Annotated in this window: 21 protein-coding genes, 1 pseudogene and 1 riboswitch; of the genes and pseudogenes, 9 read left to right on the top strand and 13 right to left on the bottom strand. The window is 72.5% G+C overall.

The window, feature by feature from the left end; all coding sequences use genetic code 11:
- The 8 genes from ACFW47_RS24395 to dgoD all read right to left on the bottom strand — a co-directional run.
- A partial coding sequence (locus ACFW47_RS24395; RefSeq protein ID WP_386307073.1) for a LacI family DNA-binding transcriptional regulator occupies nt 1-182 on the bottom strand: 182 nt, incomplete at its 3' end.
- A 75-nt stretch (nt 183-257) separates the two neighbouring features.
- Nucleotides 258-4547, bottom strand: coding sequence for a discoidin domain-containing protein (locus ACFW47_RS24390; RefSeq protein WP_386277921.1), 4290 nt, complete (start codon nt 4545-4547; stop codon nt 258-260).
- 241 nt (nt 4548-4788) lie between these two features.
- Nucleotides 4789-5799 (bottom strand): LacI family DNA-binding transcriptional regulator, encoded by a 1011-nt coding sequence (locus ACFW47_RS24385; protein ID WP_386307071.1) that lies wholly within the window; start codon nt 5797-5799, stop codon nt 4789-4791.
- A 95-nt stretch (nt 5800-5894) separates the two neighbouring features.
- The gene (locus tag ACFW47_RS24380) at nt 5895-6800 is read right to left on the bottom strand and encodes an endonuclease/exonuclease/phosphatase family protein (protein ID WP_386307085.1); all 906 of its coding nucleotides are present in this window, start codon (nt 6798-6800) and stop codon (nt 5895-5897) included.
- A gap of 183 nt (nt 6801-6983) precedes the next feature.
- On the bottom strand, nt 6984-7697 hold the full coding sequence (locus tag ACFW47_RS24375) for a FadR/GntR family transcriptional regulator (RefSeq protein ID WP_386277917.1): 714 nt from the start codon (nt 7695-7697) through the stop codon (nt 6984-6986).
- Between the two features lie 67 nt (nt 7698-7764).
- Nucleotides 7765-8718 carry a sugar kinase gene (locus ACFW47_RS24370; protein ID WP_386307069.1) on the bottom strand — a complete coding sequence of 318 codons (954 nt, stop codon included), beginning with the start codon at nt 8716-8718 and terminating at the stop codon, nt 7765-7767.
- On the bottom strand, nt 8715-9356 hold the full coding sequence (locus tag ACFW47_RS24365; protein ID WP_386277913.1) for a bifunctional 4-hydroxy-2-oxoglutarate aldolase/2-dehydro-3-deoxy-phosphogluconate aldolase: 642 nt from the start codon (nt 9354-9356) through the stop codon (nt 8715-8717). The genes ACFW47_RS24370 and ACFW47_RS24365 overlap by 4 nt, the downstream gene beginning before the upstream one ends.
- 71 nt (nt 9357-9427) lie before the next feature.
- The gene (dgoD, locus tag ACFW47_RS24360) at nt 9428-10573 is read right to left on the bottom strand and encodes a galactonate dehydratase (RefSeq protein ID WP_386277911.1); all 1146 of its coding nucleotides are present in this window, start codon (nt 10571-10573) and stop codon (nt 9428-9430) included.
- 169 nt (nt 10574-10742) lie between these two features.
- Here dgoD and ACFW47_RS24355 point away from each other — a divergent pair, with 169 nt between their 5' ends.
- The 5 genes from ACFW47_RS24355 to ACFW47_RS24335 are packed head-to-tail and all read left to right on the top strand — an operon-like array spanning nt 10743 to nt 15509.
- A complete protein-coding gene (locus ACFW47_RS24355) occupies nt 10743-11909 on the top strand; it encodes an NAD(P)/FAD-dependent oxidoreductase (RefSeq protein ID WP_386277909.1) in 1167 nt (388 codons plus the stop codon).
- On the top strand, nt 11906-12160 hold the full coding sequence (locus tag ACFW47_RS24350) for a (2Fe-2S)-binding protein (RefSeq protein WP_386277907.1): 255 nt from the start codon (nt 11906-11908) through the stop codon (nt 12158-12160). The genes ACFW47_RS24355 and ACFW47_RS24350 overlap by 4 nt, the downstream gene beginning before the upstream one ends.
- The gene (locus tag ACFW47_RS24345; protein ID WP_386307067.1) at nt 12153-13613 is read left to right on the top strand and encodes an NAD(P)/FAD-dependent oxidoreductase; all 1461 of its coding nucleotides are present in this window, start codon (nt 12153-12155) and stop codon (nt 13611-13613) included. The genes ACFW47_RS24350 and ACFW47_RS24345 overlap by 8 nt, the downstream gene beginning before the upstream one ends.
- Nucleotides 13606-14505 (top strand): dihydrodipicolinate synthase family protein, encoded by a 900-nt coding sequence (locus ACFW47_RS24340; RefSeq protein ID WP_386307064.1) that lies wholly within the window; start codon nt 13606-13608, stop codon nt 14503-14505. Before ACFW47_RS24345 ends, ACFW47_RS24340 begins: the two co-directional genes overlap by 8 nt.
- A 2-nt stretch (nt 14506-14507) precedes the next feature.
- Nucleotides 14508-15509: a proline racemase family protein gene (locus tag ACFW47_RS24335; protein WP_386277901.1), complete on the top strand. Its 1002-nt coding sequence runs from the start codon at nt 14508-14510 to the stop codon at nt 15507-15509.
- Nucleotides 15510-15607: 98 nt separating this feature from the next.
- On the opposite strand, the gene ACFW47_RS24330 is transcribed toward ACFW47_RS24335, so the two are convergent.
- The 4 genes from ACFW47_RS24330 to ACFW47_RS24315 form a co-directional block, all read right to left on the bottom strand.
- On the bottom strand, nt 15608-17875 hold the full coding sequence (locus ACFW47_RS24330) for a collagenase (protein ID WP_386307062.1): 2268 nt from the start codon (nt 17873-17875) through the stop codon (nt 15608-15610).
- Nucleotides 17876-18110: 235 nt separating this feature from the next.
- Nucleotides 18111-18818, bottom strand: coding sequence for a GntR family transcriptional regulator (locus ACFW47_RS24325; protein WP_386277897.1), 708 nt, complete (start codon nt 18816-18818; stop codon nt 18111-18113).
- A 131-nt stretch (nt 18819-18949) separates the two neighbouring features.
- Nucleotides 18950-20371 carry an aminopeptidase P family protein gene (locus ACFW47_RS24320; RefSeq protein WP_386307060.1) on the bottom strand — a complete coding sequence of 474 codons (1422 nt, stop codon included), beginning with the start codon at nt 20369-20371 and terminating at the stop codon, nt 18950-18952.
- 25 nt (nt 20372-20396) lie between these two features.
- Nucleotides 20397-20912, bottom strand: a complete 516-nt coding sequence (locus ACFW47_RS24315) for an ATP-binding protein (protein ID WP_386277893.1) — start codon at nt 20910-20912, stop codon at nt 20397-20399.
- Nucleotides 20913-21121: 209 nt separating this feature from the next.
- On the opposite strand from ACFW47_RS24315, the gene ACFW47_RS24310 reads away from it, so the two are divergent.
- The 4 genes from ACFW47_RS24310 (at nt 21122) to ACFW47_RS24295 (ending at nt 25346) form a co-directional block, all read left to right on the top strand.
- Nucleotides 21122-22096 (top strand): LysR family transcriptional regulator, encoded by a 975-nt coding sequence (locus tag ACFW47_RS24310; protein ID WP_386307058.1) that lies wholly within the window; start codon nt 21122-21124, stop codon nt 22094-22096.
- A gap of 77 nt (nt 22097-22173) precedes the next feature.
- Nucleotides 22174-22270, top strand: a riboswitch (cobalamin riboswitch).
- A 215-nt stretch (nt 22271-22485) separates the two neighbouring features.
- Entirely contained in the window at nt 22486-23508 is a 1023-nt protein-coding gene (locus ACFW47_RS24305) for a FecCD family ABC transporter permease (protein ID WP_386307056.1), read from the top strand.
- The gene (locus ACFW47_RS24300; protein ID WP_386307054.1) at nt 23508-24281 is read left to right on the top strand and encodes an ABC transporter ATP-binding protein; all 774 of its coding nucleotides are present in this window, start codon (nt 23508-23510) and stop codon (nt 24279-24281) included. Before ACFW47_RS24305 ends, ACFW47_RS24300 begins: the two co-directional genes overlap by 1 nt.
- A gap of 54 nt (nt 24282-24335) precedes the next feature.
- On the top strand, nt 24336-25346 hold the full coding sequence (locus ACFW47_RS24295) for an ABC transporter substrate-binding protein (protein ID WP_386307052.1): 1011 nt from the start codon (nt 24336-24338) through the stop codon (nt 25344-25346).
- Here the strand turns inward: ACFW47_RS24295 and ACFW47_RS24290 are convergent.
- Nucleotides 25339-25599: pseudogene (locus ACFW47_RS24290) on the bottom strand (TetR/AcrR family transcriptional regulator); the annotation flags it as partial. The gene ACFW47_RS24295 and the pseudogene ACFW47_RS24290 overlap by 8 nt on opposite strands.
- Nucleotides 25600-25604: the final 5 nt, after the last annotated feature.

The following is a 25604-nucleotide window of genomic DNA, read 5'->3' as shown; positions in this document are numbered from 1 at the left end:
CCCACCAGACGCGCGCGCTCGCCCCGCAGCTGGGTCGGCCGCTCGTAGCCCAGCACGTCCAGCGCGCTCAGCACGGACTGCCGGGTCGCCTCGGAAACCCCCGGTTTGTCGTTGAGAACCCGGCTGACCGTGGCCTCGCTGACCCCAACCTTCTTCGCCACCTGAGCAAGTCGTCGCGTCACATACGCAAGACTAGCGCAAGCCTCCGCAAGAGGCTTGCGCCAGTCATCTGCCTGTCCGGCAAGGTCAGGGCAGTTCTAGGGGTTGCGGACGATCTTGAAGGTGGACGTCGTGTTCCTGATGTCCACGGCGTTGTCCTCGAGCGTCAGGTTGTTGAAGACCACCTCGCCGACCGCCGGCCCCTCCCCGGCCTCCGGCATCTCGTTGGCCCACAGCCCGAAGCCGGACTTGGCGTCGAACGCGTCACCGCTCTTGCGCGCGCCGGAGACGGTGACGTCGGTGAAGATCGTGTCCTTGATCGGGTACTGCGGCTGACCTCCCACGTAGTCCGTCTGGAACATGATGCCGCTGTACGTCGGGTCGACGATGTCCACGTTGTTCACCCGGATGCCCTGGAACACCTCGGACGCCGAGAACACCCAGATGCCCGGGAAGGTCTGGTTGCCCCAGAAGTGCCCGCCGGCCCGGACGATCGAGATGTTCTCGAAGGTCGTGGGATCGGTGCCGAAGCCGTTCATCGGGTAGCCGAAGTCCAGTGAGCTGATGGTGATGCCGGAGTAGACGAGGGTGTCCGCGATGTGGATGTTGCGGAAGGTGTTGTTGTAGCCGCCGTAGACGGCCAGCCCCGCCGCGCGCCAGGTCAGCGTCGACGTCAGGTTCTCGTAGAGGTTGTTCTTCATGTCCGCGCCGCCCGCGTCGATCGCCGAGAAGAGCGCGAAGCTGTCGTCCCCGGTGGCCCGGGCGTCGTTGTTGGAGACCAGGTTGTCGGTCGAGCCGTTGGTCATGTTGACGCCGTCGGCGAACATGTTGCGTATCCGGGAGTTCTTGATCGTGACCCGGTCCGTGTTGGCACCCCAGTACAGGCACACCATGTGCTCGTTCCAGATGTTGTCGATGACGATGTCCGACACGTTGGAGAAGTCGAACACCTTGCCCGGCCCGTCGATGCGGGTGGTGTAGTTGCCGAAGTAGGCGAAGTTCGCGAACGACGAACCCTTGGCGCTCGCGTCGGCCCGGAAACCGACGTCGGTGTTGTCCTGCGTGGTGGGTGCGTGGAACTGCGTGAACCACGGCCCCGCGCCGACCACCTTCACCGCCTTGCCGTACACCTGGAACTTGCTGGACGTCTCGTAGTCGCCGGGCGGCAGGTAGACGCCGACCAGCTTGCCCGTGGCGTCCATGCGAACCCGGTCGAGCGCGTTCTGCACGTCCTGGTGCGTGAATCCGGCGGGCACGGCGTACGCCGCGGGGTCCGGGTTGGGCACCGGGGCGACCTGCTCCAGGTTGACGAAGTCGATCGCGTAGTCGGTGGTGTTCGCGGCGTCCTTCTGCAACCGGATCTTGCTTCCCGCCGGGACGGTCTCGCCCAGCATGATGTGCGCCTCGTCGTAGATGTGCCGCGGCGCGCCCGCGCTGGGCGAGTTCCCGGGTGAGGCCTCGGCGCCGTACAGCCAGGCGTACTTCGAGGTGAGCGGCAGCGCCTTCTTCATGACGCCGTCCACGTAGACGTTGATGGTGGAGTCGATGCCCCCGCCGCCCGGGGCGTCCGGGATCGAGAAGCGGGTCACCAGGGTGTTGGTCTCGGCCCGGGTGGTGAACTCGACGTACTCACCGGTCTCGTCGAGGTGCACGGCCTTGCGGCCGGACGCCTCGCCCGCGATGTCACCGATGGTCCGGTTGGGGCCGGCCACCTGCGCGCCACCGCCGGCCGTGCCGTCCTCCGCCTCGTACATGTCGTACGGCATGTCGGCGCCGCGCCCGACGAACAGCGGCTGCGTGGAGGTGTTGTTCTCCCGCTTGACCGGCAGCTCGTTCGCGTCGTCGGCGACCTCGACCTTCAGGGTGTACGAGCCGTTGACGGCCTTCCAGGTGCCGAGGCTCACCGCGGGGCTGGTCGAACCGGCGGCGATGACACCGTCGTACGCGCCGGTCAGCGTCTTGACGGTGGCGCCCTTGGAGTCGAGGAGGCTGAGCCTCACCTCGTGGCCGCCGCCCGCCGAGTCCAGGGTTCCCTGGTTTCTCAGCGCCGCCTTGAAGGTCACGTCGTCGCCGGCGGCCGGGCCGGAGGGGGAGGTGGTGACCGCGGCGGCCACCAGGTCGGAGCTCTGGACCGGCTTGACCACCAGCGGCTCAGGCCGAGTGTAGGTGTTGTTGGTCTCGTTCCGCTCGGTGACCGCCCCCGCCGCGTCGGCGACCGCGCTCAGCTCGTACGACCCGGCGTCCCGGGCCCCGATGGAGGCACTGACCGTTTCCTCGGCACCGGCCTTCAGCGCGCCCACCTCCGCGGTGGCGACCTCGGTGCCGCCCAGGCGCACGGCGACCTCGCCCGCCGGGGCGTCGGCCGCACCGCTGTTGCGGACGGTGGCGGACACGGTGATCTCGTCCGACTCCACGGGTGAGGCGGGGGAGGTGGTCAGCTTCGTCACCTCCAGGTCGGGGTTGGGCGCGGGCGTGCCGATCACCTGGAACTCGGCGATCTGCCCGGCGGTCGCCCCGCTGTTGGCCGTGAACCTGAGCTGCACGTCGGCGACCCGCTCACCGACCGGTACGGACACGCTGTTGCCGCCGCTCGCCGGGTCGAAGACGTAGTCCTTCGCGGCGACGAGGCCGGTGAAGCCGGAGGCGTCCTGCTCGCGGCCCAGCACCTCGATCCGCTGGGTGCGTCTCGACCAGCTGCTGTCGGGATTGAGCTTGAGGACGACGCGGTCGACGTCCGCGTCGGCGCCCAGCTTCAGGGTGAGCGTGCTCGGGTAGCTGCCCGCGGCGCCCTCCCAGTAGGTGGACGTGTTGTTGTCGTTGGCGTTCTCGGCGACGTAGGTGTGGATGACGGAGGAGGCGCTGATCGGTTTGCCGACGGCCATGTTGGAGCCGCCGCCGGTGCCGGTGCGGGTCACGGAGTTGCTGTTGCCCGACTGGTTGCCGGCCGCGTCCCTCGCCCGCACGTAGTAGGTCACGTTCGCGGACGCGGCCTGGGTGTCGGTGAAGGTGGTCACGTCACCGGCGACGCTGCCGCGCAGCCGGTTGTCGGCGTAGACGTCGTAGGCGGTGACGCTCTCGTTGTCGGTCGAGGCGTCCCAGGTCAGCTCGACCAGTCCGGCGGACGGTTCGGTGAGGGCGAGGTTCGCGGGAGCGGTGGGCGCCTGGGTGTCGCCGGTGTCCGCGTGGCGGGTCACGGAGTTGCTGTCGGCCGACTGGTTGCCGGCCGCGTCCTTGGCCCGCACGAAGTAGGTGACGGTCGTGCCGGCCGGCCGGGCGTCGGTGTACGTGGTGACGTCGCCGGCGACCGAGGTCAGCAGGTCCTCGTTGGCGTAGATGTCGTAGCCGGTGACGGCGGTGTCGTCGGTGGCCGCGTTCCAGGTCAGTCTGATCCGGCCGGTGGCGGGCTCGGTGAGGGCGAGGCCGGCCGGTGCGCTCGGGGCCTGGGTGTCACCGGTCGCCGGGCCGTAGACCTCCAGCTCGGAGACCTGGGCGGCCGGGTGACCGGTGTTGGCCGTCACCAGGACGCGCACGTAGCGCGTGGTGGCGGCGTCGAAGGCGATGGTGGCCGACTGACCGCCCGCCGCGTCGAAGGCGTAGGCCTTGGCGGCGGTCAGGTCGGCGAACTCCTCGCCGTTGTCGCTCGCCTGGATCTTCAGGGTCTGGCTGCGGCTCGGCCAGCCGTCCGGCAGCCGCAGCACGACGCGGTCGACGCGGCGGGAGGAGCCGAGGTCGGCCTGGAGCCACTGCGGCAGGGCGTGGTTGGCGCTCTCCCAGTAGGTCGACTTGTTGGCGTCGTTGCCGTTGCCGGGGGTGTACTGCCCGGTGGAGCTGCTCGCCGTCAGGGTGCGTCCGGCGGCGAGGTTCGCGGACGACTCCCCGGCCGCGTGCACCTCCAGCTCGGAGAGCTGGGCCGCCTGCCACCCGGTGTTCGCGGTGATGTCGATCCGCACGTAGCGCGTCCGGGTGGCGGGGAAGCTCACGGCGACCGTGTTGCCCGACCCCGGGCTGAAGGTGTACTCGGCCGGGCTCTTCAGCGTGCTGAAGCTGGTGCCGTCCGCGCTGCCCTGCACGGAGAGCGTCTGGTCACGGCTCTCCCAGCCGGCGGGCAGCCGCAGGACGACCTCGTCGATCCGCTCGGTGGCACCGAGGTCGGTCTGCACCCACTGGGGGAGGCTGCCGCCGCCGCTCTGCCAGTAGGAACCCTGGTCCCCGTCGGTGATGTTGTCGGCACCGTACTCGTCGTGCGAGCTGCTCGCCGCCGTGGGGTCCCCCACGGCGATGTTGGGACCACCGGCTGCCGTGGCCGACAGCAGCGGGCCTCCCAGCGCCAGGAGACTGGTCGCGACCGCCGTGCACAGGGCACGTGATCTCCAGTTTCGGATTCTCATCTGTCCCCGATCTCCGCCTCGGCTCTCTGACATTTACGTTGAGCGATCAGAGAGTTGCAGAGAATTGTTGAGTCGTCCACGGCTGAAGCAGCGGAAATTGGTGCGCGTGTAACCGTCTTGAGCCCCGCGGGGCAGCGGAGGAAGCCGGAGCAAGCCTCGGATCAGGGGCTTTCGCGGGCTACGTCGGAGAGTCGTAAGCCGTTGTCAGATACCGCAAGAACTTGCGGGCAAAGTGGTGCCGCTACTCGGCCGAGGCCTGTGCGGTGGAGCCGCGGACGACGAGTTCCGGTTCGAAGAGCAGCTCCCCGTGCGGCACTTCGGTGCCCTGGATCTGTGCGCAGAGGAGGTCGACGGCGGCGCGTCCCATGGCCTCGATGGGCTGGCGGACGGTGGTGAGGGGTGGTTCGGTGCAGGTCATGAAGGCGGAGTCGTCGTAGCCGACGACGGAGATGTCGTGGGGTACGGACAGTCCGCGGCGGCGGGTGGCGCGTACGGCGCCGAGGGCGAGGGGGTCGCTGGCGCAGATGATGCCGGTGACGCCGCGGTCGATGAGGCGGGAGGCGGCTGCCTGGCCGCCTTCCAGGGAGAACATCGACCGCTCCACGAACTCCTCGGGGAGCTCGGCGTTCATGGCGTCGGCCGCCTCGTGCGCGGCGCCCAGCTTCCGGCGCGAGGGGATGTGGTCCGAGGGGCCGAGGACCAGGCCGATGCGTTCGTGCCCGAGGGAGACCAGGTGCCGCCAGGACTGCTCGACGGCCACGGCGTCGTCGCAGGCGATGCACGGGAAGTGGAGGTTCTCGATCGACGCGTTGATCAGGACGACCGGGATGTTGCGCTCCGCGAGCAGCCGGTAGTGGTCGTGCGGGGCGTCGGCCTGCGCGAACAGCCCGCCCGCGAAGACGACGCCCGACACCTGCTGCTGGAGCAGCAACTCGACGTAGTCCGCCTCCGAGACGCCGCCCTTGGTCTGCGTGCACAGCACCGGCGTCAGCCCCTGCTGGGCCAGCGCACCGCCGATGACCTCGGCGAAGGCCGGGAAGATCGGGTTCTGCAGCTCGGGCAGGACCAGCCCCACCAGACGCGCGCGCTCGCCCCGCAGCTGGGTCGGCCGCTCGTAGCCCAGCACGTCCAGCGCGCTCAGCACGGACTGCCGGGTCGCCTCGGACACCCCGGGCTTGCCGTTGAGAACCCGGCTGACCGTGGCCTCGCTGACCCCAACCTTCTTCGCCACCTGAGCAAGTCGTCGCGTCACAACGAAAGGCTAACGCAAGCCCCGCAAGCGGCTTGCTCTCGTGCCGGAGTGCGGCCGCTGCGCCCGGCAGGTGGAATGTGTGGGTGTATGCCCCTTCAGTCCAGCGTGATCCGCGCGGCGACCGGAAGGTGGTCGCTGCCGGTGGCGGGCAGCGTGCGGATGCGGCCGACGGTCGCGGAGCGCGCCATGACCTGGTCGATCCGGGCCACCGGGAAAGCGGCGGGGAAGCTGAACGCGACCCCCCGCCCGGCGACGTCCAGCCGCGTGGTCAGCGGGTCGAGGGCGCGGTCGTCGACCGTGCCGTTGAGGTCGCCCAGCAGCACCACCCGGCGCAGCTCCTCGGCCGCTACGGCATCGCCCAGCAGCCCGGCGCTCTCGTCCCGCCAGGCCGACGCCAGGCCGCTCGCGCCGACCCGGACCGAGGGCAGGTGCGCGACGTACACCGCGATCTCGCCGTGCGGTGTGCGGGCCACCGTCCGCAGGCCGCGGTTCCACTCCTCCGTGATGCCAGACGGTTTGATGTCGAGCGGCCGGGCATCGGCGAGCGGGTGCTTCGACCAGAGTCCGACCGTGCCCCGGACCGTCCGGTACGGATAGTCGGCGGCGAGGGTCCGCGCGTACACGTCGAGCGCCGGGGGCACCAGCTCCTGGAGGGCGATGAGGTCGGGCTCCGCGCCGGCGAGGGCGCGGGCGGTGCCTTCCGGGTCGTCGTTCTCGTCGCTGACGTTGTGCTGGACCACGACCAGGTCGTCGGCGCCGGGCTCCGGCGCGGGCAGCAGCAGCGGGCCGAAGAGGTACGTCCAGACCGCGGCCGGCAGCAGGAGGGCCACCAGCGCGAGCGCCGACCGGCGTATCAGCGCCAGGACGAGCAGCACCACGACCACCGCCCCGAGCCACGGCAGGAACGTCTCCAGCAGACTGCCCAGCCCGAGCGCCGCGTTGGGAACCGCGCCGTGGAACCCGAGCAGGACGGCAGTCAGCACGGCGGCCGCCGCGACCACGCGGCCCCGCGACCGGGCCGACCGGCTCCCCACGCGGGCCGTCCGACACCGCACCCGGGCCGTCACGCCCCGTGCCCGCGCCGTCCACCCGGGTCGCGGCCGTGTCTCCGACTGCTCCACCATGAGTCTTCCGTCCACTCGTCCTCGCCCGTCAGGACGAGTCACCCAATGGACCAGTTCCCGTCAGGTGCCGTTCCGCGGGTCGCGCATGAGGTGGTCGTGGTCCGCCGCGGCCTTGGCGAGCAGGGTCAGCATCGCGGACTCGGCCCGCGCCGGGTCCCGCTCCCGGACGGCGTCCAGGACCGCGCGGTGGCTGGGGACGGGGTCGTCGGCGTCCTCGTGGGCGTGGACCAGCCGGTCGCGTTCCCTGAGCCCCGGCTCCAGGAGCATGTCCATCCTGCGCAGCAGCTCGTTGCCGGTGGCGGCGAGCAGGGCCCGGTGGAAGGCGGCGTCCGCCTCGGCAGCGGCGGCGGGGCCCAGGCCGGTCCGCGCCATGGCGTCGAGGGCGCTTTCCAGGGCCGCCAGGTCCGCGTCCGTACGGTGCAGGGCGGCCCGGCGCGCGGCGGCGGGCTCGACGACGGACCGTACGTCGGCGAGGTCGCGCAGCAGCGGACCGGCGTCGCCGGTCTCCATCCGCCAGCGGATCACGTCGGCGTCCAGGAGGTTCCAGTGGGCGCGCTCCCGGACGAAGGTGCCGCGCTTCTGCCGCGCGTCGGTCAGCCCCTTGCCCGCGAGCACCTTCAGCGCCTCCCGCATGACCGTCAGGCTCACGTCCAGCTCCGCCCCGAGCGCGCCGATGTCGAGGATCTCGCCCTCGGCGATCTCGCCGCCCACGATGCGTGCGCCCAGCCGGTGCACGACCTGTCCGTGCACGCCGCGGCCGGAGTAGGACGCCATGCGGTTCTCCTGAGGGTGACTCGTCGGTGAAGCGGCTCGCGGGGGCGCTCGCCGGGACTCGGTGCGCTCAGCGTATGGCGCCGCCCGGCGGGGCGTTGAGCACGGCCAGTTCGTCGCGGTGCGGCAGGCCCTCCCAGTCACCCCGGGTGGCGACCGCGAAGGCGCCGGTGGTGACCGCACGGCCCAGGCGGTCGGCCGGTGCGAGTCCGTCCAGCAGCCCCGAGAGGTAACCGGCGCAGAAGGCGTCCCCGGCGCCGACCGTGTCCACCACCGGCACGCGCGGCGCGGGCTGCTCGAGACGGTGCCCGTCGGCGCCGTACAGTCCGGCACCGTCGCCGCCCCGTTTGACGGCCACTTCGCGCACTCCGGCGGCCAGCGCCCGGGCCACCCGCCCGGCTTCGTCGGTGTCCGCGTCCCCGGCGATCAGGGGCAGTTCGTCCTCGGAGGCGATCACGACGTCGACGCTGCCGCGCAGTCGGCGCAGGACGGCGGCCGCCTCCTCGGCGCTCCACAGCCGGGCCCGGTGATTGACGTCCAGCACCACCGTCCAGCCGTGTGCGCGTGCGTGGGCGACGGCCTCGGTCACCGTCGCGAGCGGGCCGGGTCCCAGCGCACACGTGATGCCGGTGACGTGCAGGAGGCGGGCGCCCTCCGCCAGGGCGGCGGTGAGGTGCTCGGGCCGCTGCCGGGAGGCGGCGGAGCCGGCGCGCCAGTAGTGCACGCGGGCCACGTCGCCGACGAGGCGCTCCCGCATCAGGGCACCCGTCGGTGCCTCGGGGTCCGTGGTGGCGTGCCGTACGTCGACGCCTTCGCCGCGCAGGGTCCGCAGGGCCAGGCGGGCCGGTTCGTCCGCGCCCAGGCGCCCCGCCCAGGCGACGCGGTGGCCGAGGCGGGCCAGTCCGACGGCGACGTTCGACTCGGCGCCGGCCACCGCGGTGCGGGCCGGGGCTCCGGTGCTCAGCGGGCCTTCGGTCTGCAGGGACAGCATCGTCTCGCCGAAGGTCAGGACGTCGGCCCTCATGCCGCGTCCTCCGCCCGGCACGCCGACCGGAACCGGCGGGCCCGCTCGCGCAGGCCGTCCAGGTCGCCGCCGTGCGCGGCGTCGCCGACCAGGGGCGACCCGACACCGACCGCGAGGGCACCCGCCGCGAAGTACTCCGGCACCAGCTCCGCGTCCACCCCGCCGACCGGTACCAACGGCATCCCGGGGAACGGGTCCTTGAGGGCCCGGAGATAGGCCGGTCCGCCCAGCGAGGCCGGGAAGAGCTTGACCGCGGTGGCGCCCGCGGCCATGACGGCGACCGCCTCCGTGGGGGTCAGGGCGCCCGCCACCACGGGCACGCCCTGCCGCGCCGCGGCGGCGACCACGTCACCGCCGGACGGGGTGACGACCCACGTGGCGCCGGCCTCCAGGGCCCGCCGCAGATCGTCGGGCCTGACGACCGTGCCGGCGCCGACGAAGGCGTCCGCGCCGACCTCGCGGACGGCCCTGGCGATCACGCCGCAGGCGTCCTCGGTGTTGAGGGAGACCTCGACGAGGCCGACGCCTTCCTCGACGAGCGTGACCACGGTGCGCAGGGCGGCGTCCGCCGAGCGTCCGCGCACGATGGCGGCGAGCCGGTCACGGCCCAGCCTGGTGGTGAAGTCGGTGAGTTCCATGGAGGGGCTCCGGTGCGACATGTGGGCTGCGGGCACGGTGGCTGGGGCGGTACGACCTCCGGCGTGGCTGCTCACCACTCGGCGAACGAGCCGTCCGGATGCCGCCACACGGGCCCCCGCCAGTCCGGGACGCTGTTGTCGGCCGCCCGTACGGCCCGCTCGTCGACCTCGATGCCGAGGCCCGGCGCGGTGGGCCGCAGGAAGCTCCCGTCGTGGAAGCGGAACACCTCCGGGTCGACGACGTAGTCGAGGACCTCGGCACCCTGGTTGTAGTGGATGCCGATGCTCTGCTCCTGGATGAGGAAGTTGGGGGTGCTGAAGGCGATCTGCAGGCTGGACGCCAGGGAGACGGGGCCGAGGGGGCAGTGCGGTGCGACCGGGACGTCGAAGGTCTCCGCGAGCGCGGCGATGCGGCGCACCTCGGAGATCCCGCCCGCGTGGGAGAGGTCGGGCTGCAGGACGGCGATCCCGGCCCGGAGGGCGGGCAGCACGTCGGTGCGGGAGTACAGGCGCTCGCCCGTGGCGAGGGGCACCGGTGAGGCGGTCACCAGGTCACCCAGCAGGTGGGTGTACTCCGGCAGCGTCGTCTCCTCGGCGAAGAGCGGGTTGAAGGGCGCCAGGTGCGGCAGCACCTTGCGTGCGTTGGCCACCGTGAAACGCCCGTGGAAGTCGACCGCGAAGTCCCGGTCGGGCCCCAGCACTTCCCGCGCCGCGGCCGCCCGCCCCACCAGGTCGTCGATGTCGCGCGTCGTCGCCAGCCGGTTCATCCTGCCGCACGCGTTCATCTTGACCGCCGTGAATCCGGCCTCCACCTGGGCGGCGACGGCGTCCGCGACCTCGGCGGGCTCGTCGCCGCCCACCCAGCTGTAGGCGCGCACGCGGTCGCGCACCGGGCCGCCGAGCAGTACGTGGACGGGGACGCCGAACCTCTTGCCCGCGATGTCCCACAGGGCCTGGTCGAGTCCCGCGACGGCGCTGGAGAGCACCGGGCCGCCCCGGTAGAAGGAGCCCTTCGTCATCACCTGCCAGTGGTCCTCGATGCGCGACGGGTCCTGGCCGATGAGCAGTTCGGCCAGTTCGTGCACCGCGGTGCGTACGGTCGCCGCCCGCCCCTCGACGACGGGCTCGCCCCAGCCGACGACGCCCTCGTCGGTCTCCACCCGGCACAGCAGCCATCGGGGCGGCAAGGCGAAGGTCTCGATACGGGTGATCTTCAAGGGGGCCCTCCCTGCTCGGCACACGGACCAGCGCCCAAATTAAATATGAATTTATGAATCAAGCCAAGGGGGCTCCCGCCGCTCCCGGGCGCTGACGAGCCGTTGTGTTCCGGCAAGCCGGATGTATAGCCTGATCGATGGCATGTGACATTTTACTGAGGAGGGGTCGATGACCCTGAAGGTCGTCGTCGTGGGCGGGGGCGTCATCGGTGCCGCATGCGCCTTCCACGCCGCCTCGGCGGGCCTGGACGTCACGGTCGTCGACCGCGGACCCGTCGGCGCCGGGACCACGAGCCGCGGCGAGGGAAACGTCCTGCTCTCCGACAAGGAACCGGGACCCGAGCTCGACCTGGCCCGCCTGAGTCGCGCGCTGTGGGACGAGGCCGGCGACGAACTCGGGGCGGACTCCTTCGAGCTGGAGCCCAAGGGAGGCCTGGTCGTCGCTAGTACGGCCGAAGGGCTCACGGCCCTCGGCGAGTTCGCCGCGCGGCAGGCTGCGGCAGGGGTGCGCGTCGAACCGGTCGACCGCGTCCGGGAGCTCGAACCCCACCTCGCGCCCGGCGTCCCCGGCGGCGTCCACTACCCGCAGGACGCACAGGTGCAGCCCGTGCTGGCGGCGGCGGCCCTGCTGCGCGCGGCCGTGCGGCGCGGAGCACGCACGCGGACGGCCGAGGTCGCCGCCGCGGTGACCGGCCGCGACGGCGAGGTCACCGGTGTCCGGACGGCGGCCGGTGACCTGCTGCCCGCCGACGCCGTCGTCAACGCCGCCGGCACCTGGGGCGGTGAGGTCGGCCGCCGGCTCGGCGCGCCCGTGGAGGTGCTCCCGCGTCGGGGCTTCGTCCTCGTGACCGAGCCGCTGCCGCCGATGATCCGGCACAAGGTCTACTCCGCCGACTACGTCGCGAACGTCGCCTCCTCGGACGCCGGTCTGGAGACCTCGTGCGTCGTCGAGGGAACCCGCGGCGGCACCATCCTCATCGGTGCCAGCCGCGAACGCGTCGGCTTCGACACGACGTTGAACACCGCAGTGGTCACCCGCCTCGCCGCACAGGCCTGCGCGCTCTTCCCCTTCCTGCGGGACACCCACCTGATCCGGACCTACCGGGGCTTCCGGCCGTACTGCCCGGACCACCTGCCGGTCGTCGGCCCGGACCCGCGCGCCCCGGGCGTCGTCCACGCCTGCGGTCACGAGGGCGCCGGCATCGGGCTCGCCCCCGCGACCGGTGCCCTGGTGACGGCCCATCTGCTCGGTCGTCCCTGGCGGGGAGCCGACCCGGCGGCCCACACCGGGCTGCTGCCCGACCGTTTCCTCACCCCGGGAGGTGCTGCCCAGTGAGCCGGATCAGCGTCGACGGCGAACCGCTGGGGTTCGTCGAGGGACAGACCGTCGCCGCGGCCCTCGTCGCCGCTGGACGGGTCGCCTGGCGCACCACCCGCGTCGGGCGCCGTCCGCGCGGCGTCTTCTGCGGGATCGGCGTCTGCTTCGACTGCCTGGTGACCGTCGACGGAGTGAGCGGGCAGCGGGCCTGCCTCGTCCCGGCCCGCGCGGGCATGACCGTCACGACACAGGAGGACGGCGATGAGTGAGACGACGGACCTCGTCGTCGTGGGAGCGGGGCCGGCCGGCCTGGCCGCGGCGGCCACTGCCCTGACCGGGGGCCTGCGCGTCGCCCTCGTCGACTCGGGCGGCGCCGTGGGCGGCCAGTACTGGCGGCACCCGCCGGACCACGCACGACCGGCGATCCCCACCGCCGGCCTCCACCACGGGCTGCGCGAGTACCGCGTCCTGCGCCGGGCGTTGTCCGCGGCCGGTGCGCGAGGCCGGCTGGACCTGCGCCTCGCCCACCACGTCTGGGCGGTGACCCGCGACGGCGACGGCTTCACGGTGCACGCCGTCGACCGGCGCCGGACGCCCGAGGAGACCGCCGTGGTCCTGCGCGCGCCACGCCTGCTGGTGGCGACCGGGGCCTACGACCGTCAACTGCCCTTCCCCGGCTGGGACCTGCCCGGTGTGCTCACCGTCGGTGGCCTGCAGGCGCTGCTGAAGGGGGGCGGAGTGGTGGCGGGCAGCCGCGTGGCCCTGGGCGGCACCGGCCCGTTCCTCCTGCCGGTGGCCGCCGCTCTCGCGGCCCGCGGAGCCGAAGTGGTCGCGGTGTGTGAGGCCGCCGATCCGCGGGCCTGGCTGCGGTCTCCCGGTCCGCTGCTGCGCAACCCCGCCAAGTGGGCCGAAGGGGCACGGTACGGCGTCACGCTGGCCCGCCACCGCGTCCGGATCCGCCCGCGCACGGCGATCGTCCGCGCCGAGGGCACCGACCGCGTCTCCTCGGTGCGGATCGCCTCCCTGGCACCCGACGGCTGCCCCCGCCCGGGCACGGAACGACGCGTCGAGGCCGACGCCGTGGGGGTCGGATGGGGTTTCGCACCCCAGCTCGACCTGCTCCTCCCGCTCGGCTGCGACCTCACCGACTCCGGCGACGGCAACGCGGTCGTCGCCGTCGACGCCGGGCAGCGCACCACCGTGCCCGGGCTCTACGCGGCGGGCGAGGTGTGCGGGGTGGGCGGAGCGCGCCTGTCGCTCGCCGAGGGCCGCCTCGCCGCCGAGTCGGTCCTCGCCGACGGGGGAACCGCCCCCGTCCTCGGGGGGAAGCGCCTGGCCGCGGTGCGCGCCGCCGTGAACGGGCAGCGAGCCTTCGCCCGGGCCATGGGCCGGGCCCACCCGATCCCGCCGGCCTGGTCCCGGTGGCTGACCGACGACACCGTCGTGTGCCGGTGCGAGGAGGTGACCGCGGGAGCCGTCCGCGCCGCCCGCGCCGACGGCGGGGCCCACGACCACCGGCAGGTCAAGCAACTGACCCGGGCGGGCATGGGGTGGTGCCAGGGCCGGATCTGCGGGCCCGCGGTGCACTGCCTCGTGGCGCCGCACCAGGCCTACACGCCCACCGAACGCCTCATCGCGACCCCCGTCACCCTCGGCGCCCTCGCCGGCCTGGACCCCGCCGGTGGGAACACAGAAGGAACAGAAGGAGCAGCACATGAGTGAGCAGCACCGCAAGCCCTGGCACGGCGTCGTCGTCGCCACGAGCCTGCCCTTCAACGCCGATCTCACGGTCGACTACGGTGCCTACGCGCGGAGCGTCGCCCGGCTCGCCGAGGAGGGGCTGCACGGAGTCGCGCCCAACGGCTCGCTCGGCGAGTACCAGACACTGACGTACCAGGAGCGCGACCGCGTCGTCGAGACGGCCCTCGCCGCCGCCCCCGAAGGGTTCACGGTCATGCCCGGTGTCGGCGCCTACGGCGGCGTGGAGGCCAGGCGGCACGCCGAGTTCGCCAAGGACGCGGGCTGCCAGGCGGTCATGTGCCTGCCGCCCAACTCTTACCGCGCCGACGACCGCGCGGTCCTCGAACACTTCGAGCTGGTCGCCTCGGCAGGCCTCCCCGTCACCGCGTACAACAACCCCGTCGACACCAAGGTCGACCTGCGCCCCGAGCTGCTCGCCAAACTGCACGCCGAGGGGTTCATCGTCGGCGTCAAGGAGTTCTCCGGCGACGTCCGGCGCTGCTACGAGATCTCCGAACTGGCCCCCGGCCTCGACCTCGTGATCGGCACCGACGACACGGTCCTGGAGGTCGCCGTCGCCGGCGCCAAGGGCTGGGTCGCCGGATACCCGCAGGTCTTCCCGCGCGCCTGTCTCGCGCTGTACGAGGCCTCGCTCGCCGGCGACCTGGACACCGCCCTGCCGCTCTACCGGAAACTGCACCCGATCCTGCGCTGGGACAGCAGGACGGAGTTCGTCCAGGCCATCAAGCTCGGCCAGGACATGACCGGCCGGCGCGGCGGCGCGTGCCGGCCGCCGAGGCAGGCGCTCACCCCGCAGACGGAGGCCGCCGTGCGCGCCACCACCCAGGCCCTCATCGACGCCGGAGTCAGCTGACGATGCGCTCCAAGGCCTGCTACCACGCCGTCGACTCCCACACCGAGGGCATGCCGACCCGCGTGATCACGGGCGGTGTCGGTGTCCTCCCCGGGGCGACGATGTTCGAGCGACGGCAGCGTTTCGTCGCGGAACGCGACCACCTGCGCACCCTGCTCATGTGCGAACCGCGCGGGCACGCCTCGATGTCCGGCGCGATCCTCCAGCCCCCGACCCGCCCGGACGCCGACTTCGGCGTCCTCTACATCGAGGTGTCCGGGTGCCTGCCGATGTGCGGGCACGGCACGATCGGCGTCGCGACGGTCCTCGTCGAGACGGGGATGGTCGAGGCCGTCGAACCGGAGACGGTCGTACGACTCGACACACCCGCCGGACTGGTCACGGCCCGGGCCCGGGTGCGCGACGGTCACGCCGAATCGGTGACCCTGGAGAACGTCGCCTCGTACTGCCACGCCCTCGACCAGGTCGTCGACGTCGACGGGTACGGACCGGTGCGCTACGACATCGCCTACGGCGGCAACTTCTACGCCTTCGTCCGGCTGGAGGACCTGGGGATCCCGTTCGAACGCGCCCAGAAGCAGCGCATGCTCGACGCCGGGCTGGCCATCATGGACGCGATCAACACGCGGAACCCGGTGGCCCACCCGGAGAACCCCGGGATCGACGTGTGCCACCACGTCTACCTGGAAGCGCCCGGATCGACCGCGGAGCACTCCCGGCACGCCATGGTGATCCATCCCGGATGGTTCGACCGTTCGCCGTGCGGCACGGGCACCAGCGCACGCATGGCGCAACTGCACGCCCGCGGTCTCCTGCCGGTCGGCCGGGACTTCGTCAACGAGTCGTTCATCGGGTCCCGCTTCGTCGGCCGCGTCCTCGGCGAGACGACGGTCGGGGAGCGCACGGCCGTCCTCCCTTCGGTCACCGGACGCGCCTGGATCACCGGAACCGCCCAGTACCTGCTCGACCCGTCGGACCCCTACCCGGCGGGCTTCACCCTCTGAGCGCCCCCGCCCCCGCCCCCGCCCCCGTCTCGCGCGCACCGGTGCCGCGCACCCTCCGAAGGGTGTGCGGCACCGGTGTTCCGCGGTGGTGAAGCCGGTCAGTACCGGGTGGCCACGGTGACACCGGAGAAGCGGGCCGCCCCGTGCAGGGTGACGTAGTGGTAGCCGGCCGGGGGAGCGGTGACGGTCAGGGTGTGGCTGTTGCCCGCACCGGTCGAGCTGCTGGTGTGGCTGGTGCGGGTGGCCCAGCCGCTGTCGCTGTAGTACAGATCGGCGTCACCCGTGCCGCCGGAGACGGTGATCTTCAGCTGGGACACGCCGGACGGGAGGTACAGGTACAGGTAGTCGTCGGCTCCCGCGGCGCCGGACCGGTTGCCGCGCCGGCAGTCGCGGTCCAGCGCCCGGGTGTCCGGGGCGGCGCACTCGGTCACCGAGCCGCAGTCGCCCGCGGCGCAGCCGGCGAGCCAGGCGTACCAGTCGGCGTCGTACCGCGTGCCGATGGTGCGGGTGAGATGGTCGCGCGCCGCGTTCCAGTCGCCGGAGCGGTAGTGGCCGAGCACCGTCGCCAGGTCGGCGGGGTGCCTCTCCAGCATGTACCGGACGGCGAGGTAGCCCCAGCGGTAGACGCGCGTCGTGTCGTGGCCGTAGGTGGTGTCGAACAGGGTGCTCAGGGCGTAGGTGCCCTTGCCGGCCTCCGCCGTCGCCTCGTCGTAGACGATGCCGCGGTAGGAGTAGGAGAGGTACTCCGCGAAGCCCTCGATCCACCAGACGGTCGGGGTCGCGACGTTGGCGGCGAAGTCGCCGTACATGTCGAACCGGCCGTCGAGGTAGTGGGTGTACTCGTGGTTGAGGTTCCAGATCTGGAAGTCCGGGCGCAGCCACTCTGCCTCGTAGGCGATGAAGCGGGCCTGGTTGCCGGCGGCCGCCGGATCGCCTTCGAGGTACATGCCGCCGTTGTTGGTGTCGATGCCGTACATGGCGCCGGCGTAGGTCTGGTAGTCGGTGCTGGAGTCGAAGACCACGACCTCGATGGTGTCGTTGCGGTCGCCCGCGACGGGACCGTCGTCCTTGACGGCCTCGTGGAAGTGGGCGTCCTGTTCGCGCAGGACGGTGCAGCTCGCGGACAGCTCGCCCGAGGTCATCTGCTGCGCCCTGATGGTGATGGCCGGGCCGCAGACGTGCGTGACCGGGAGTACGGCCCGCGCCAGTCGCGTCCGGAGGTCGCAGGTGCCGTAGGAGGAGCAGTTGGCCTTGTCGTAGTAGTCCGTCATCTCGGCGACGCCGACCCACAGCGGCGCCGTGGCGCCCGTGATCGAGCTCGCGTCGAGCAGGCCGGACACCAGGGGGCGGACCTCGGCGCGCAGCGCGGAGTGCTGCAGGAACCTGCCGAGTTCGCGTCCGGCGTTCGACGTGAGGTAGGACTGGCCGGTCCCGAGCAGCGCGAGGTGGTCGGAGGCGAAGCGGTACAGCGAGTCGACCAGACCGGGGTCCGCCCGCACGGCCGTCACGAACTCGGGCACCTGGTGGCCGCGGAACGTCACCGTGTAGACGTTGTTGACCGCGTTGAGCATCCACCAGGACGCGTTCCACGACGCGTCGTAGTCCGCCAGCAGCCGCCGCAGCACGTGGATGTAGCGGGCGTTCTCCTCGGCGCTGTCGATGAGGGTGACGGCCTCGGCGAGGGTCTCACCGTTGGCGTCGGTGACGTCCCGGGAGCGGGGACTGGCGAAGAAGGCGTCCAAGCCCGAGCGGATCGCGGTCCGCAGCGTGCCGCCGTACGCGCCCACGGCGTGCGGGTTGTGGTACTGGACGTAGTAGCCGGCCCGCAGGTAGAGCACGAGCTGCGGCATGCCGGTACCGGAGTCGCCCGGATAGACAGCCGAACCGTCGCGGACCGCGTACGCGACGGAGGCCATCTGGGCTTCCCGGAAGGCGCCGTGGGCGTCGCTCCCGGTCAACTCGAACAGGGTGTTGACGCAGTCGGTTGTGGACGCCTTGATCTGCCGGACCAGCGCGCTGCCGGTGCGGCCGGTGAAGTCGGAGGCGTCGCAGGCGGCGACGTCCGCGGGCTTCTTCGCGCTCTGCTTCCCGCCGGCCTGGCGGAGCGCGTCCTTGCTCGCCGCCAACGGCGGTATGCGGGACGGCTCCTGCCGCCCCTTGCCGACGTGTGCGCCGTCGGCGGTGGCGGTCTGTGCCGTGGGTGCCGGACCGGTGTCCTTCCCGCCGGGCGCCGCGGTGCGCGCGGCCGGTGCGGAGGTCCCGGGCAGGGCGGCGGCCGGTTGCGCGAGCAGGCCGGCGCCCATGGTCCACGCCAGGGTCAGGGGCAGCACCGCGCCCAGACTTCGGCGGACGAACGTGGTTCTCACTGAGCCTCCCATGAGGGGATGGGCCACGGGACGGCCGTGGCCGATGGGATGGAACAGGTCGGGGAGTCAGGGAACGGGTCACGCGCCTCGGCTGAGAGAGGAGCCGGCGGATCGCTTGGCATGACCACGACTTAACCTGTGACATGTACCATTGCACACGTGACATGACTTGGGAAGGCGTCAGGCGGAACTCAGGGCTTCCTCGGCGGGCCGGGGGAGTGGCCCGTGGGCGGAGCTACCGGTCGGCGGTCCGAAGTGCCTGCTCGTCGTCCTCCGCACCGTCCGCGCCGTCGGCCCACAGCGTGCGGATGTGCGAGAGGTGGCGACGCATGCAGTCCTCCGCCTCCTGCGCGCGGCCGGCCACGATCAGGTCCAGGAGCTCGATGTGCTCCCGCGCCGAAGCCACCAGGCGCCCCGACTCGTTGAGGTCGCCCAGCCCGTACAGGCGGGAGCGCTTGCGCAGGTCGGCCACCACCTCGACCAGGCGCTGGTTCCCGGCGAGCGAAAGCAGCTCGAGGTGGAAGCGGTGGTCGGCTTCCAGGTACCTGAGGACGTCGTGCTCCTGAGCCGACGTCACGATCTGCCGCGCGAGGGGACGCAGCTCCTCCAGCCGCTCGGCCGGTACCGTCCTGGCGACCCGGCCCACGGTGGGAACCTCGATGAGGGTGCGGATGTCCGTGAACTCGTCGAGGTCCCGGTCGGTCATCTCGGTGATGCGGAACCCCTTGTTGCGGACCGCTTCCACCAGGCCCTCCCGGGCCAGATCGAGCATCGCCTCGCGGACCGGGGTCGCGGAGACGCCCAGTTCCGCCGCGAGCGTCGGGGCGGAGTAGACGACGCCGGGGCGCAGTTCACCGGCGATGAGCGCGGCCCGGACCGCGTCGGCCACCTGGTCGCGCAGATGCGTCTGGACCGAGATCACCTGCGACGTGAGATGAGGCATGTGCGCTCCTCCGAGCCCTCGGTCCGATCACCTCCCACTATACAATGTGACGTTGCTCTGAAATGGGGCGAACGAGGCGGCGGACCAGGGGCGCGACCGGCAGCGCCGGGACCGCCGCGGCCCCGCCCCGCTCACCGGGACCGGGACGCCACCCACTCCTCCACCTCGTCCGCGCCGCGCGGCAGTCCGGACGACAGGCACTGCGCCCCGTCGGCCGTGATGACGAAGTCGTCCTCGATCCGTACGCCGATGCCGCGCAGTTCCTCGGGGACCGTCAGGTCGTCGGGCTGGAAGTACAGGCCGGGCTCGACGGTGAGGACATAGCCGGCCTCGAGCGTCCCGGCCGGATAGGTCTCCTCGCGGGCTCCGGCGCAGTCGTGGCAGTCCAGCCCGAGCATGTGGCCCGAACCGCACACCGTGTACCGGCGGTACAGCCCGGAGACCGGGGTCGACGCCGTCGCGCCGGGTGGCCGCAGACCCCAGCCGTCGAGGCCTTCGGCGATGACGCGCATCGCGGCCTCGTGGAAGTCGCCGTACCGCGCGCCGGGCCGCAGCGCGGCGATGCCGGCCGACTGGGCGGCGAACACGAGGTCGTAGACCCGCCGTTGGACGTCGGTGAAGTGTCCGCCGACCGGCAGCGTCCGGGTGACGTCCCCGGTGTAGAAGGTGTCGGCCTCGACGCCGGCGTCGAGCAGCAACAGGTCACCGTCGCGCACGGGACCGTCGTTGCTCATCCAGTGCAGGACGCAGGCGTGCGCCCCGGCCGCCGCGATGGTCTCGAAGCCCAGACCGTAACCGTCCAGCCGGGCCCGCCGGTTGAAGGTGCCCTCGATCCAGCGCTCACCCCGTGCCAGCCGGGTGGCCCGGTCCAGCTCGCCCACGACGTCGTGGAAGCCGGCGACCGTGCTGCCCACGGCCGCACGGAGCTGGTCCACCTCCCACTCGTCCTTGACCAGCCGCGACTCGGCCAGGAAGGCCTCCAGTTCCGCCTCGGCCCGGCGAGCGGGCGGCACCAGCGTGTCGACGAGCGCGTCCACCCCGCGTACGACCCGGGTCGGGACCTCGCGTGCGAGGGCACGCCGCAGTCCGTCGCGGGCGGCGGACTCGACGCCGAGGGCGTCCGCGGTCTCGGACAGGGTCCGGCGCCGCCCGACCCAGAACTCCCCGTACCGCCGGTCACTGTGGAACTCCGCGCCGTCCGGCCCGCCGTCACGTGGCGACCGCGGCCGGGTGAAGAGCGTCACCGAGTGCCCGCTCCCCGTGGGTTCGAGGACCAGGACACTGTCCGGGACCGCGTGTGTTCCCTGCTCACCGGTGAGGTGGACGAACGCGGAGTGCGGACGGAAGGCGTGGTCGAAGTCGTTGCTCCTGACCTTCAGCCCGCCCGACGGGACGACGATCCGCTCACCGGGGAACCGCTCGGACACCGCCGAGCGCCGCTTGGCCGCCCACGCCGCCCCGGACAGCGCCGGCAGTCTCCGCGCCGTGTCCGCCCATCCTCCCCGGAAGGGATCGGGGTGCGGGGCCGTGCCCCCGCCGTCGTGCTGTTCCATCAGCGGTAGACCTCCATGCGTCGGTTCACGTCGTCAGCACCCTGCTCAGCAGTTCCGCGCCACCGTCGGTGATCGACCAGGCCCCGTCGTACTCCGGGCCGGCGTCGCCCTCGACGCCCGCGCGGTCCGCTCCGGAAGCCGGCCCGGCCACCGCCGGCACCGGAACGACCGCCCAGCAGCGCTTGCCGTGCGCGGTGCGCTCCACGCCGTGCAGGAGGCAGAGGCCGTCGATCAGGACGAGGCCCCGCCCTCCTTCCTGGTCCGGGGCCGCCGCGCGGGCCCGCGGCACCTGTGTGCTGCCGTCGAGGACGGTGATGACCACCAGCCCCTGATCGAGCGACACCTCGACGGTCATGGCACCGCCGCCCGCGTGCACCAGCGCGTTGGTGAGGAGCTCCGACGCCACCACTTCCACGGGAAGGAGCGACTCGTCGGCCACGGGCACGCCCCACGAACGCACGGTCGCCGAAACACGGCGCCGGGCGCCGCGCACCGCGGCCGCGGTCGCCTCGACGGTGAAGCGGACCCTGGTGGCGGACATGCCGTCTCTCCTCGCAAGGCGGTGGGCGCGCGGTCACTCCCGGCGGACGGGGCGCGCAGGTGGAGGCTTCCAGGTCCGCGACGACGGCGACAACCGTCCCGGTCATAGGAGAACCGGCGCACGAGGCATAACGTCTGAGCCCCGACCGGACCCGCACGCGCCGGGCTGTCGCACAATGGTCCGGCTTCCCGAGCGGCGAGGTGTGTGCTGTGGAACTCGAGCTGCGTCACCTGCGGGTGCTGTGCGCGATCGCGGACTCCGGCAGCGTCGGACGCGCCGCCGCCGCGCTCGGCTTCACGCAGCCCGCCCTCAGTACGCAGCTGCGCCGCATCGAGCGGCTGCTCGGCGAGGGACTGTTCGTGCGCCGCAGCACCGGCGTGGAGCTGACCGCGTACGGTGTGGAGGTCGTGAGCCAGGCCCGGGACGTACTGGCCCGTGCCGACGCCCTCGGCCGCCGGCACGGCAGCGGCACGCCCGCGGCGGCGACCCGCACCCTCCGGCTCGGAGTCACCAACACCCCCGTGCTGCCGGACCTGCTGGGCAACCTGCGTGAAGGCTGCCCCCACCTCGCCGTCTCCGTCAGCAGTGTCTACGCCACCGGTGAGCTGGTCAGGCTCCTGGAGGCAGGTGAGCTCGACGCGGCACTCGGCATGGACTACCCCGGCCTGCCCCTGCGTCACTCCGCCGACCTGGCGCACCGCGCCATCAACACCGTCCCGGTCTTCGTCGCCATGCACTCCGGCCACCCGCTCGCACACCGCGTCGAGGTGCCGTTGCAGGAGCTGTCCGAGGACACCTGGTTCGTCTCCTCCGACGACGGGGTGGGCTGGCCCGGCGCCTTCTACGACGCGTGCCAGGCCGCGGGCTTCACCCCCGCGAGTACGCACGAGTTCCACATCCTCGAACAGCTGCAGGCGATGATCGCCATGGGCCTGGGAGTGGCGGTCGTGCAGCCCACCATCCGCCCCGTCGACGGCGTACTGGTCAAGCCGCTGGTCGGCGACCCGCTCTGGCAGCGCCACCTCCTCGTCTGGCGCCGGGAGGCCGTCGGACCGGCGGTCGCCGAGGCACTGCACCACCACGCCGTCCGCGTCTACCGGAACCTGCTGGCCCGCGCCCCGCACCTGCAGAGCTGGGTGGCCCGCGCCTACACGGCCGCACGCCTGCCGGACAAGCGGCGGTGAGACGGGCTCGGGCACGGCAGGACGGGGCTGCCGCGACGGGAGGCGTGGCACAGGCGCTAAGCTGCAAGCGCCCCGCGGGGGAAGTCCGGTCGAAGTCCGGCGCTGACCCGCAACGGTAGGCGGAGTCCCGTACAGAACCGAGTCCTGTGCGGAACCCCGTAAGCCCGATCACCCGCGGTGGTGACGCTCCTGTCAATCGCCGTGGACTGCGAGAGGGTGCTGCGTACGGCGCCCCGCGCCCGGAGCCGCTCCTTCGCCGACGTAGGTGCACGGCCCGAGGCGAAGGTGATCCGCCGGTGGCCAAGCTCCGTGACCCCGAATCCGCCCCACCACGACCGCGCCCGCGCCGCGGTACGCGCACCGGAGCCCCGCCACCCCACCGGGTCCCCTTGCCCCTGCTGGTGACCGGCCTGTGCGTCGCGCTCCCCGTCTCCCTGGCCTGCGGGGCGGGCATCGGGGCGTCGGGGCTCTCGTGGAGCGAGGCGCTGCACTTCCTCTGGGCGGGCCTGACCGGTGGCTCCATAGCCCCGGACGAGGTCCCCTCGTACGTCATCGTGTGGGAACTGCGCTTCCCGCGCGCCGTGCTCGCCGCGGTCGTCGGCGCGGGACTGGCCGCCGTCGGCGTCGCCGTCCAGGCCATGGTCCGCAACGCGCTCGCGGACCCTTTCGTCCTCGGCATCTCCTCCGGTGCCGCCGTCGGGGCCAACGCCGTGCTCATCTTCGGCGCCTTCGGCGCACTCGGCGTCTGGGCGCTGTCCACGGCGGCGTTCGTCTCCGCGCTCGCGGCCATGACGCTGGTGTACGCGGTCGCCCGGACCGCACGCGGGCTGGCCCCGCTCCGGCTCGTGCTGACCGGCACCGCGATGAACTACGGCTTCTCGGCCGTGACCACGTTCATGGTGTTCGCCGCCGAACACGGCGAGGCGGCCCGGTCCGCGATGATGTGGCTGCTCGGCAGTCTGGGCGGCGCGAGCTGGTCCTCCGTACCGGTCGCCGCGGGCGCGGTGCTCGCCGGCCTGGTCCACCTCGGCTGGTCGGCCCGGCGCCTGAACGCCCTGGCGATGGGCGACGAGACCGCCGCCGCGCTGGGCGTGGACGCCGGACGGCTGCGCAAGGAGCTCTTCGTCACCGCCGCCGCCGTCACCGGGACGGTCGTCGCGGTCAGCGGGGCGATCGGCTTCGTGGGCCTGATGGTTCCGCACGCCGCGCGGATGCTGGTCGGAGCGGACCACCGCCGGCTGCTGGCCGTCGCGCCCCTGGCCGGTGCCGTGCTGCTGATCTGGGTCGACATCCTGTCGCGGGTGCTGCTCGCCCCCGCCGAACTGCCGCTGGGCGTACTGACGGCGGCGATCGGCGTGCCGTGCTTCGTGCTGCTCATGCGCCGCCGCGCCTACACCTTCGGAGGTGCGTGATGCAGGTCGACATCGACTCGGTCACCGTGGAGATCTCCGGGGCGACGCTGATCGAGGACGTCTCGCTGCGGGCGGGCGGCGGCCGGTTCGTGGGGCTCGTCGGGCCCAACGGCAGCGGCAAGTCCACCCTGTTGCGCTGCGTCTACCGGGCCCTGCGCCCCACGGCCGGTGCGGTACGGGTCGGCGGCGACGACCTGCTGACCATGAACACGCGCGAAAGCGCCCGCCGGCTCGCCGCCCTCCCGCAGGAATCGGCCGCGGAGTTCGACTTCACGGTGGCCGAGGTCGTGGCCATGGGCAGACTCCCGCACCAGGGCGCGGTGGCCCGGGAGACCGACGAGGACCGGCGCGCCTGTGCCGCCGCGCTGGCCGGGGTGGGCGCCGGACACCTGGCCGACCGCGGCTTCCTCACCCTCTCCGGCGGCGAGAAGCAACGGGTCCTGATCGCCCGGGCACTCGCCCAGCAACCGCAGGTTCTGGTGCTCGACGAACCCACCAACCACCTGGACATCGCCCAGCAGTTGGAGGTCCTGTCCCTGGTGCGGGCCGCCGGACCGACCGTGCTCACCGCACTGCACGACCTCAACCTCGCCGCACTCCACTGCGACCAGATCCACGTCGTCGACGAGGGGCGGATCGTCGCTTCCGGCGCCCCCCACGACGTCCTCACGCCCGCCCTGCTGGCCGACGTCTTCGGCGTCCGGGCGCACCGAGTCCCCCACCCGGAAACCGGAGCGGTCCAGCTCCTGTTCGACCGCCTGACCGCCCGGTAGTCCGCGTTTCGCGCGCGCCTGCCCGGAATCCGCCTCCCAAGGAGTCACCACCCCATGCCGAACCTCGTACGCCCCGCCGCCCTCGCCGTCGTCCTGGCCCTCGCCGCCACCGGCTGCGGGGCGGACATCTCGTCGCCGAAGGGGAAGACGGACGGCGCCGGGCCGTCCGGCGGCCCCTACCCGGTCACGATCGAGAACTGCGGCGAGAAGCGAACCTTCGACCGGGCCCCGCAGCGCGTGGTCACCAACGACGTGGGCATCACCGAGATCATGTTCGCCCTCGGCCTGGCGGACCACATGGCCGGATACGTCATGCCCGACGACAAGGGCGACCTCACGGCCGTGCCGTGGAAGGACGGCTACCGGAAGACCAAGTGGCTGTCGAAGGAGCGGATCAACAAGGAACTGGTCCTCGACGCCCGCGCAGACCTGGTCTTCGCGGGCTGGAACTACGGCTTCAGCGAGGGCGAGGGATTCACGCCCGACGCGCTGCGGAAGGTGGGCATCGACTCCTACCTGCTCAGCGAGTCGTGCCGCAACGGACAGGGCAAGGCGCGCGGCGTGATGGCGCCGCTCGACGCGCTCTACACGGACCTGCGGAACCTGGGGAAGGTGTTCGACGTCGAGGACCGGGCCGAAACGCTCATCGCCTCGTTCCGCGAGCAGGTGGCCGAGGCGCAGGCGAAGGCCCCGAAGGGCGCCGACCGGCCCCGGGTGTTCCTCTACGACAGCGGCGAGGACAAGCCGCTCACGTCGGGTGCCTACGCCGGGCCCCACGACATCATCACCAAGGCCGGCGGCGACCACGTCATGAAGGACCTGAAGGACAGCTGGACCACCGTGGGCTGGGAGACGGTCGTCGCCCGCGACCCCGAGGTCATCGTGATCAACGACTACGGGGACACCACCGCCGAACAGAAGCGGAGGTTCCTCAAGTCCTACCCGCCCCTCGCGAACGTCTCCGCCGTCAAGAACGACCGGATCGTCGTCCTCGACTACGTCGACCTCGTCGAGAGCCCGCGCAACCCGGCGGCCGTCGCCACACTCGCGGCGGCCCTCAGGTGAGGGGCCAGTTGCGCAGGGCGGCGTCGGCCATCTCCTGGAGCTCGTCGCGGGGGACGCCGCTCGCGGCCTGCACGGCGATGCCGAAGGCCAGGGTGGTGACGCAGCGGGCCAGCAGCCCCGGATCGGTTCCGGGAGGCAGTTCCCCCTCGTCGACGGCTCGCCGGAACCGCTCCCGTACCGAGGCACAGCCGTCGTTGCGCCAGGCGGCGAGGAGGTCACGGACCCGGCGGCCGGGGTCGCTGGCGGCCAGGGCGTCAG

Source organism: Streptomyces sp. NPDC058796, assembly GCF_042745235.1.
Classification (GTDB): domain Bacteria; phylum Actinomycetota; class Actinomycetes; order Streptomycetales; family Streptomycetaceae; genus Streptomyces.
Note: the sequence above shows the minus strand (reverse complement) of the source record. Positions and strands in the feature narration are given on the sequence as shown.

Coding starts and splice junctions, on each gene's coding strand:
- ACFW47_RS24390 (WP_386277921.1), bottom strand. CDS start 4,547: ATGAGAATCCGAAACTGGAGATCACGTGCCCTGTGCACGGCGGTCGCG.
- ACFW47_RS24375 (WP_386277917.1), bottom strand. CDS start 7,697: ATGGCGTCCTACTCCGGCCGCGGCGTGCACGGACAGGTCGTGCACCGG.
- ACFW47_RS24370 (WP_386307069.1), bottom strand. CDS start 8,718: ATGAGGGCCGACGTCCTGACCTTCGGCGAGACGATGCTGTCCCTGCAG.
- ACFW47_RS24365 (WP_386277913.1), bottom strand. CDS start 9,356: ATGGAACTCACCGACTTCACCACCAGGCTGGGCCGTGACCGGCTCGCC.
- ACFW47_RS24355 (WP_386277909.1), top strand. CDS start 10,743: ATGACCCTGAAGGTCGTCGTCGTGGGCGGGGGCGTCATCGGTGCCGCA.
- ACFW47_RS24345 (WP_386307067.1), top strand. CDS start 12,153: ATGAGTGAGACGACGGACCTCGTCGTCGTGGGAGCGGGGCCGGCCGGC.
- ACFW47_RS24340 (WP_386307064.1), top strand. CDS start 13,606: ATGAGTGAGCAGCACCGCAAGCCCTGGCACGGCGTCGTCGTCGCCACG.
- ACFW47_RS24335 (WP_386277901.1), top strand. CDS start 14,508: ATGCGCTCCAAGGCCTGCTACCACGCCGTCGACTCCCACACCGAGGGC.
- ACFW47_RS24325 (WP_386277897.1), bottom strand. CDS start 18,818: ATGCCTCATCTCACGTCGCAGGTGATCTCGGTCCAGACGCATCTGCGC.
- ACFW47_RS24320 (WP_386307060.1), bottom strand. CDS start 20,371: ATGGAACAGCACGACGGCGGGGGCACGGCCCCGCACCCCGATCCCTTC.
- ACFW47_RS24315 (WP_386277893.1), bottom strand. CDS start 20,912: ATGTCCGCCACCAGGGTCCGCTTCACCGTCGAGGCGACCGCGGCCGCG.
- ACFW47_RS24300 (WP_386307054.1), top strand. CDS start 23,508: ATGCAGGTCGACATCGACTCGGTCACCGTGGAGATCTCCGGGGCGACG.
- ACFW47_RS24295 (WP_386307052.1), top strand. CDS start 24,336: ATGCCGAACCTCGTACGCCCCGCCGCCCTCGCCGTCGTCCTGGCCCTC.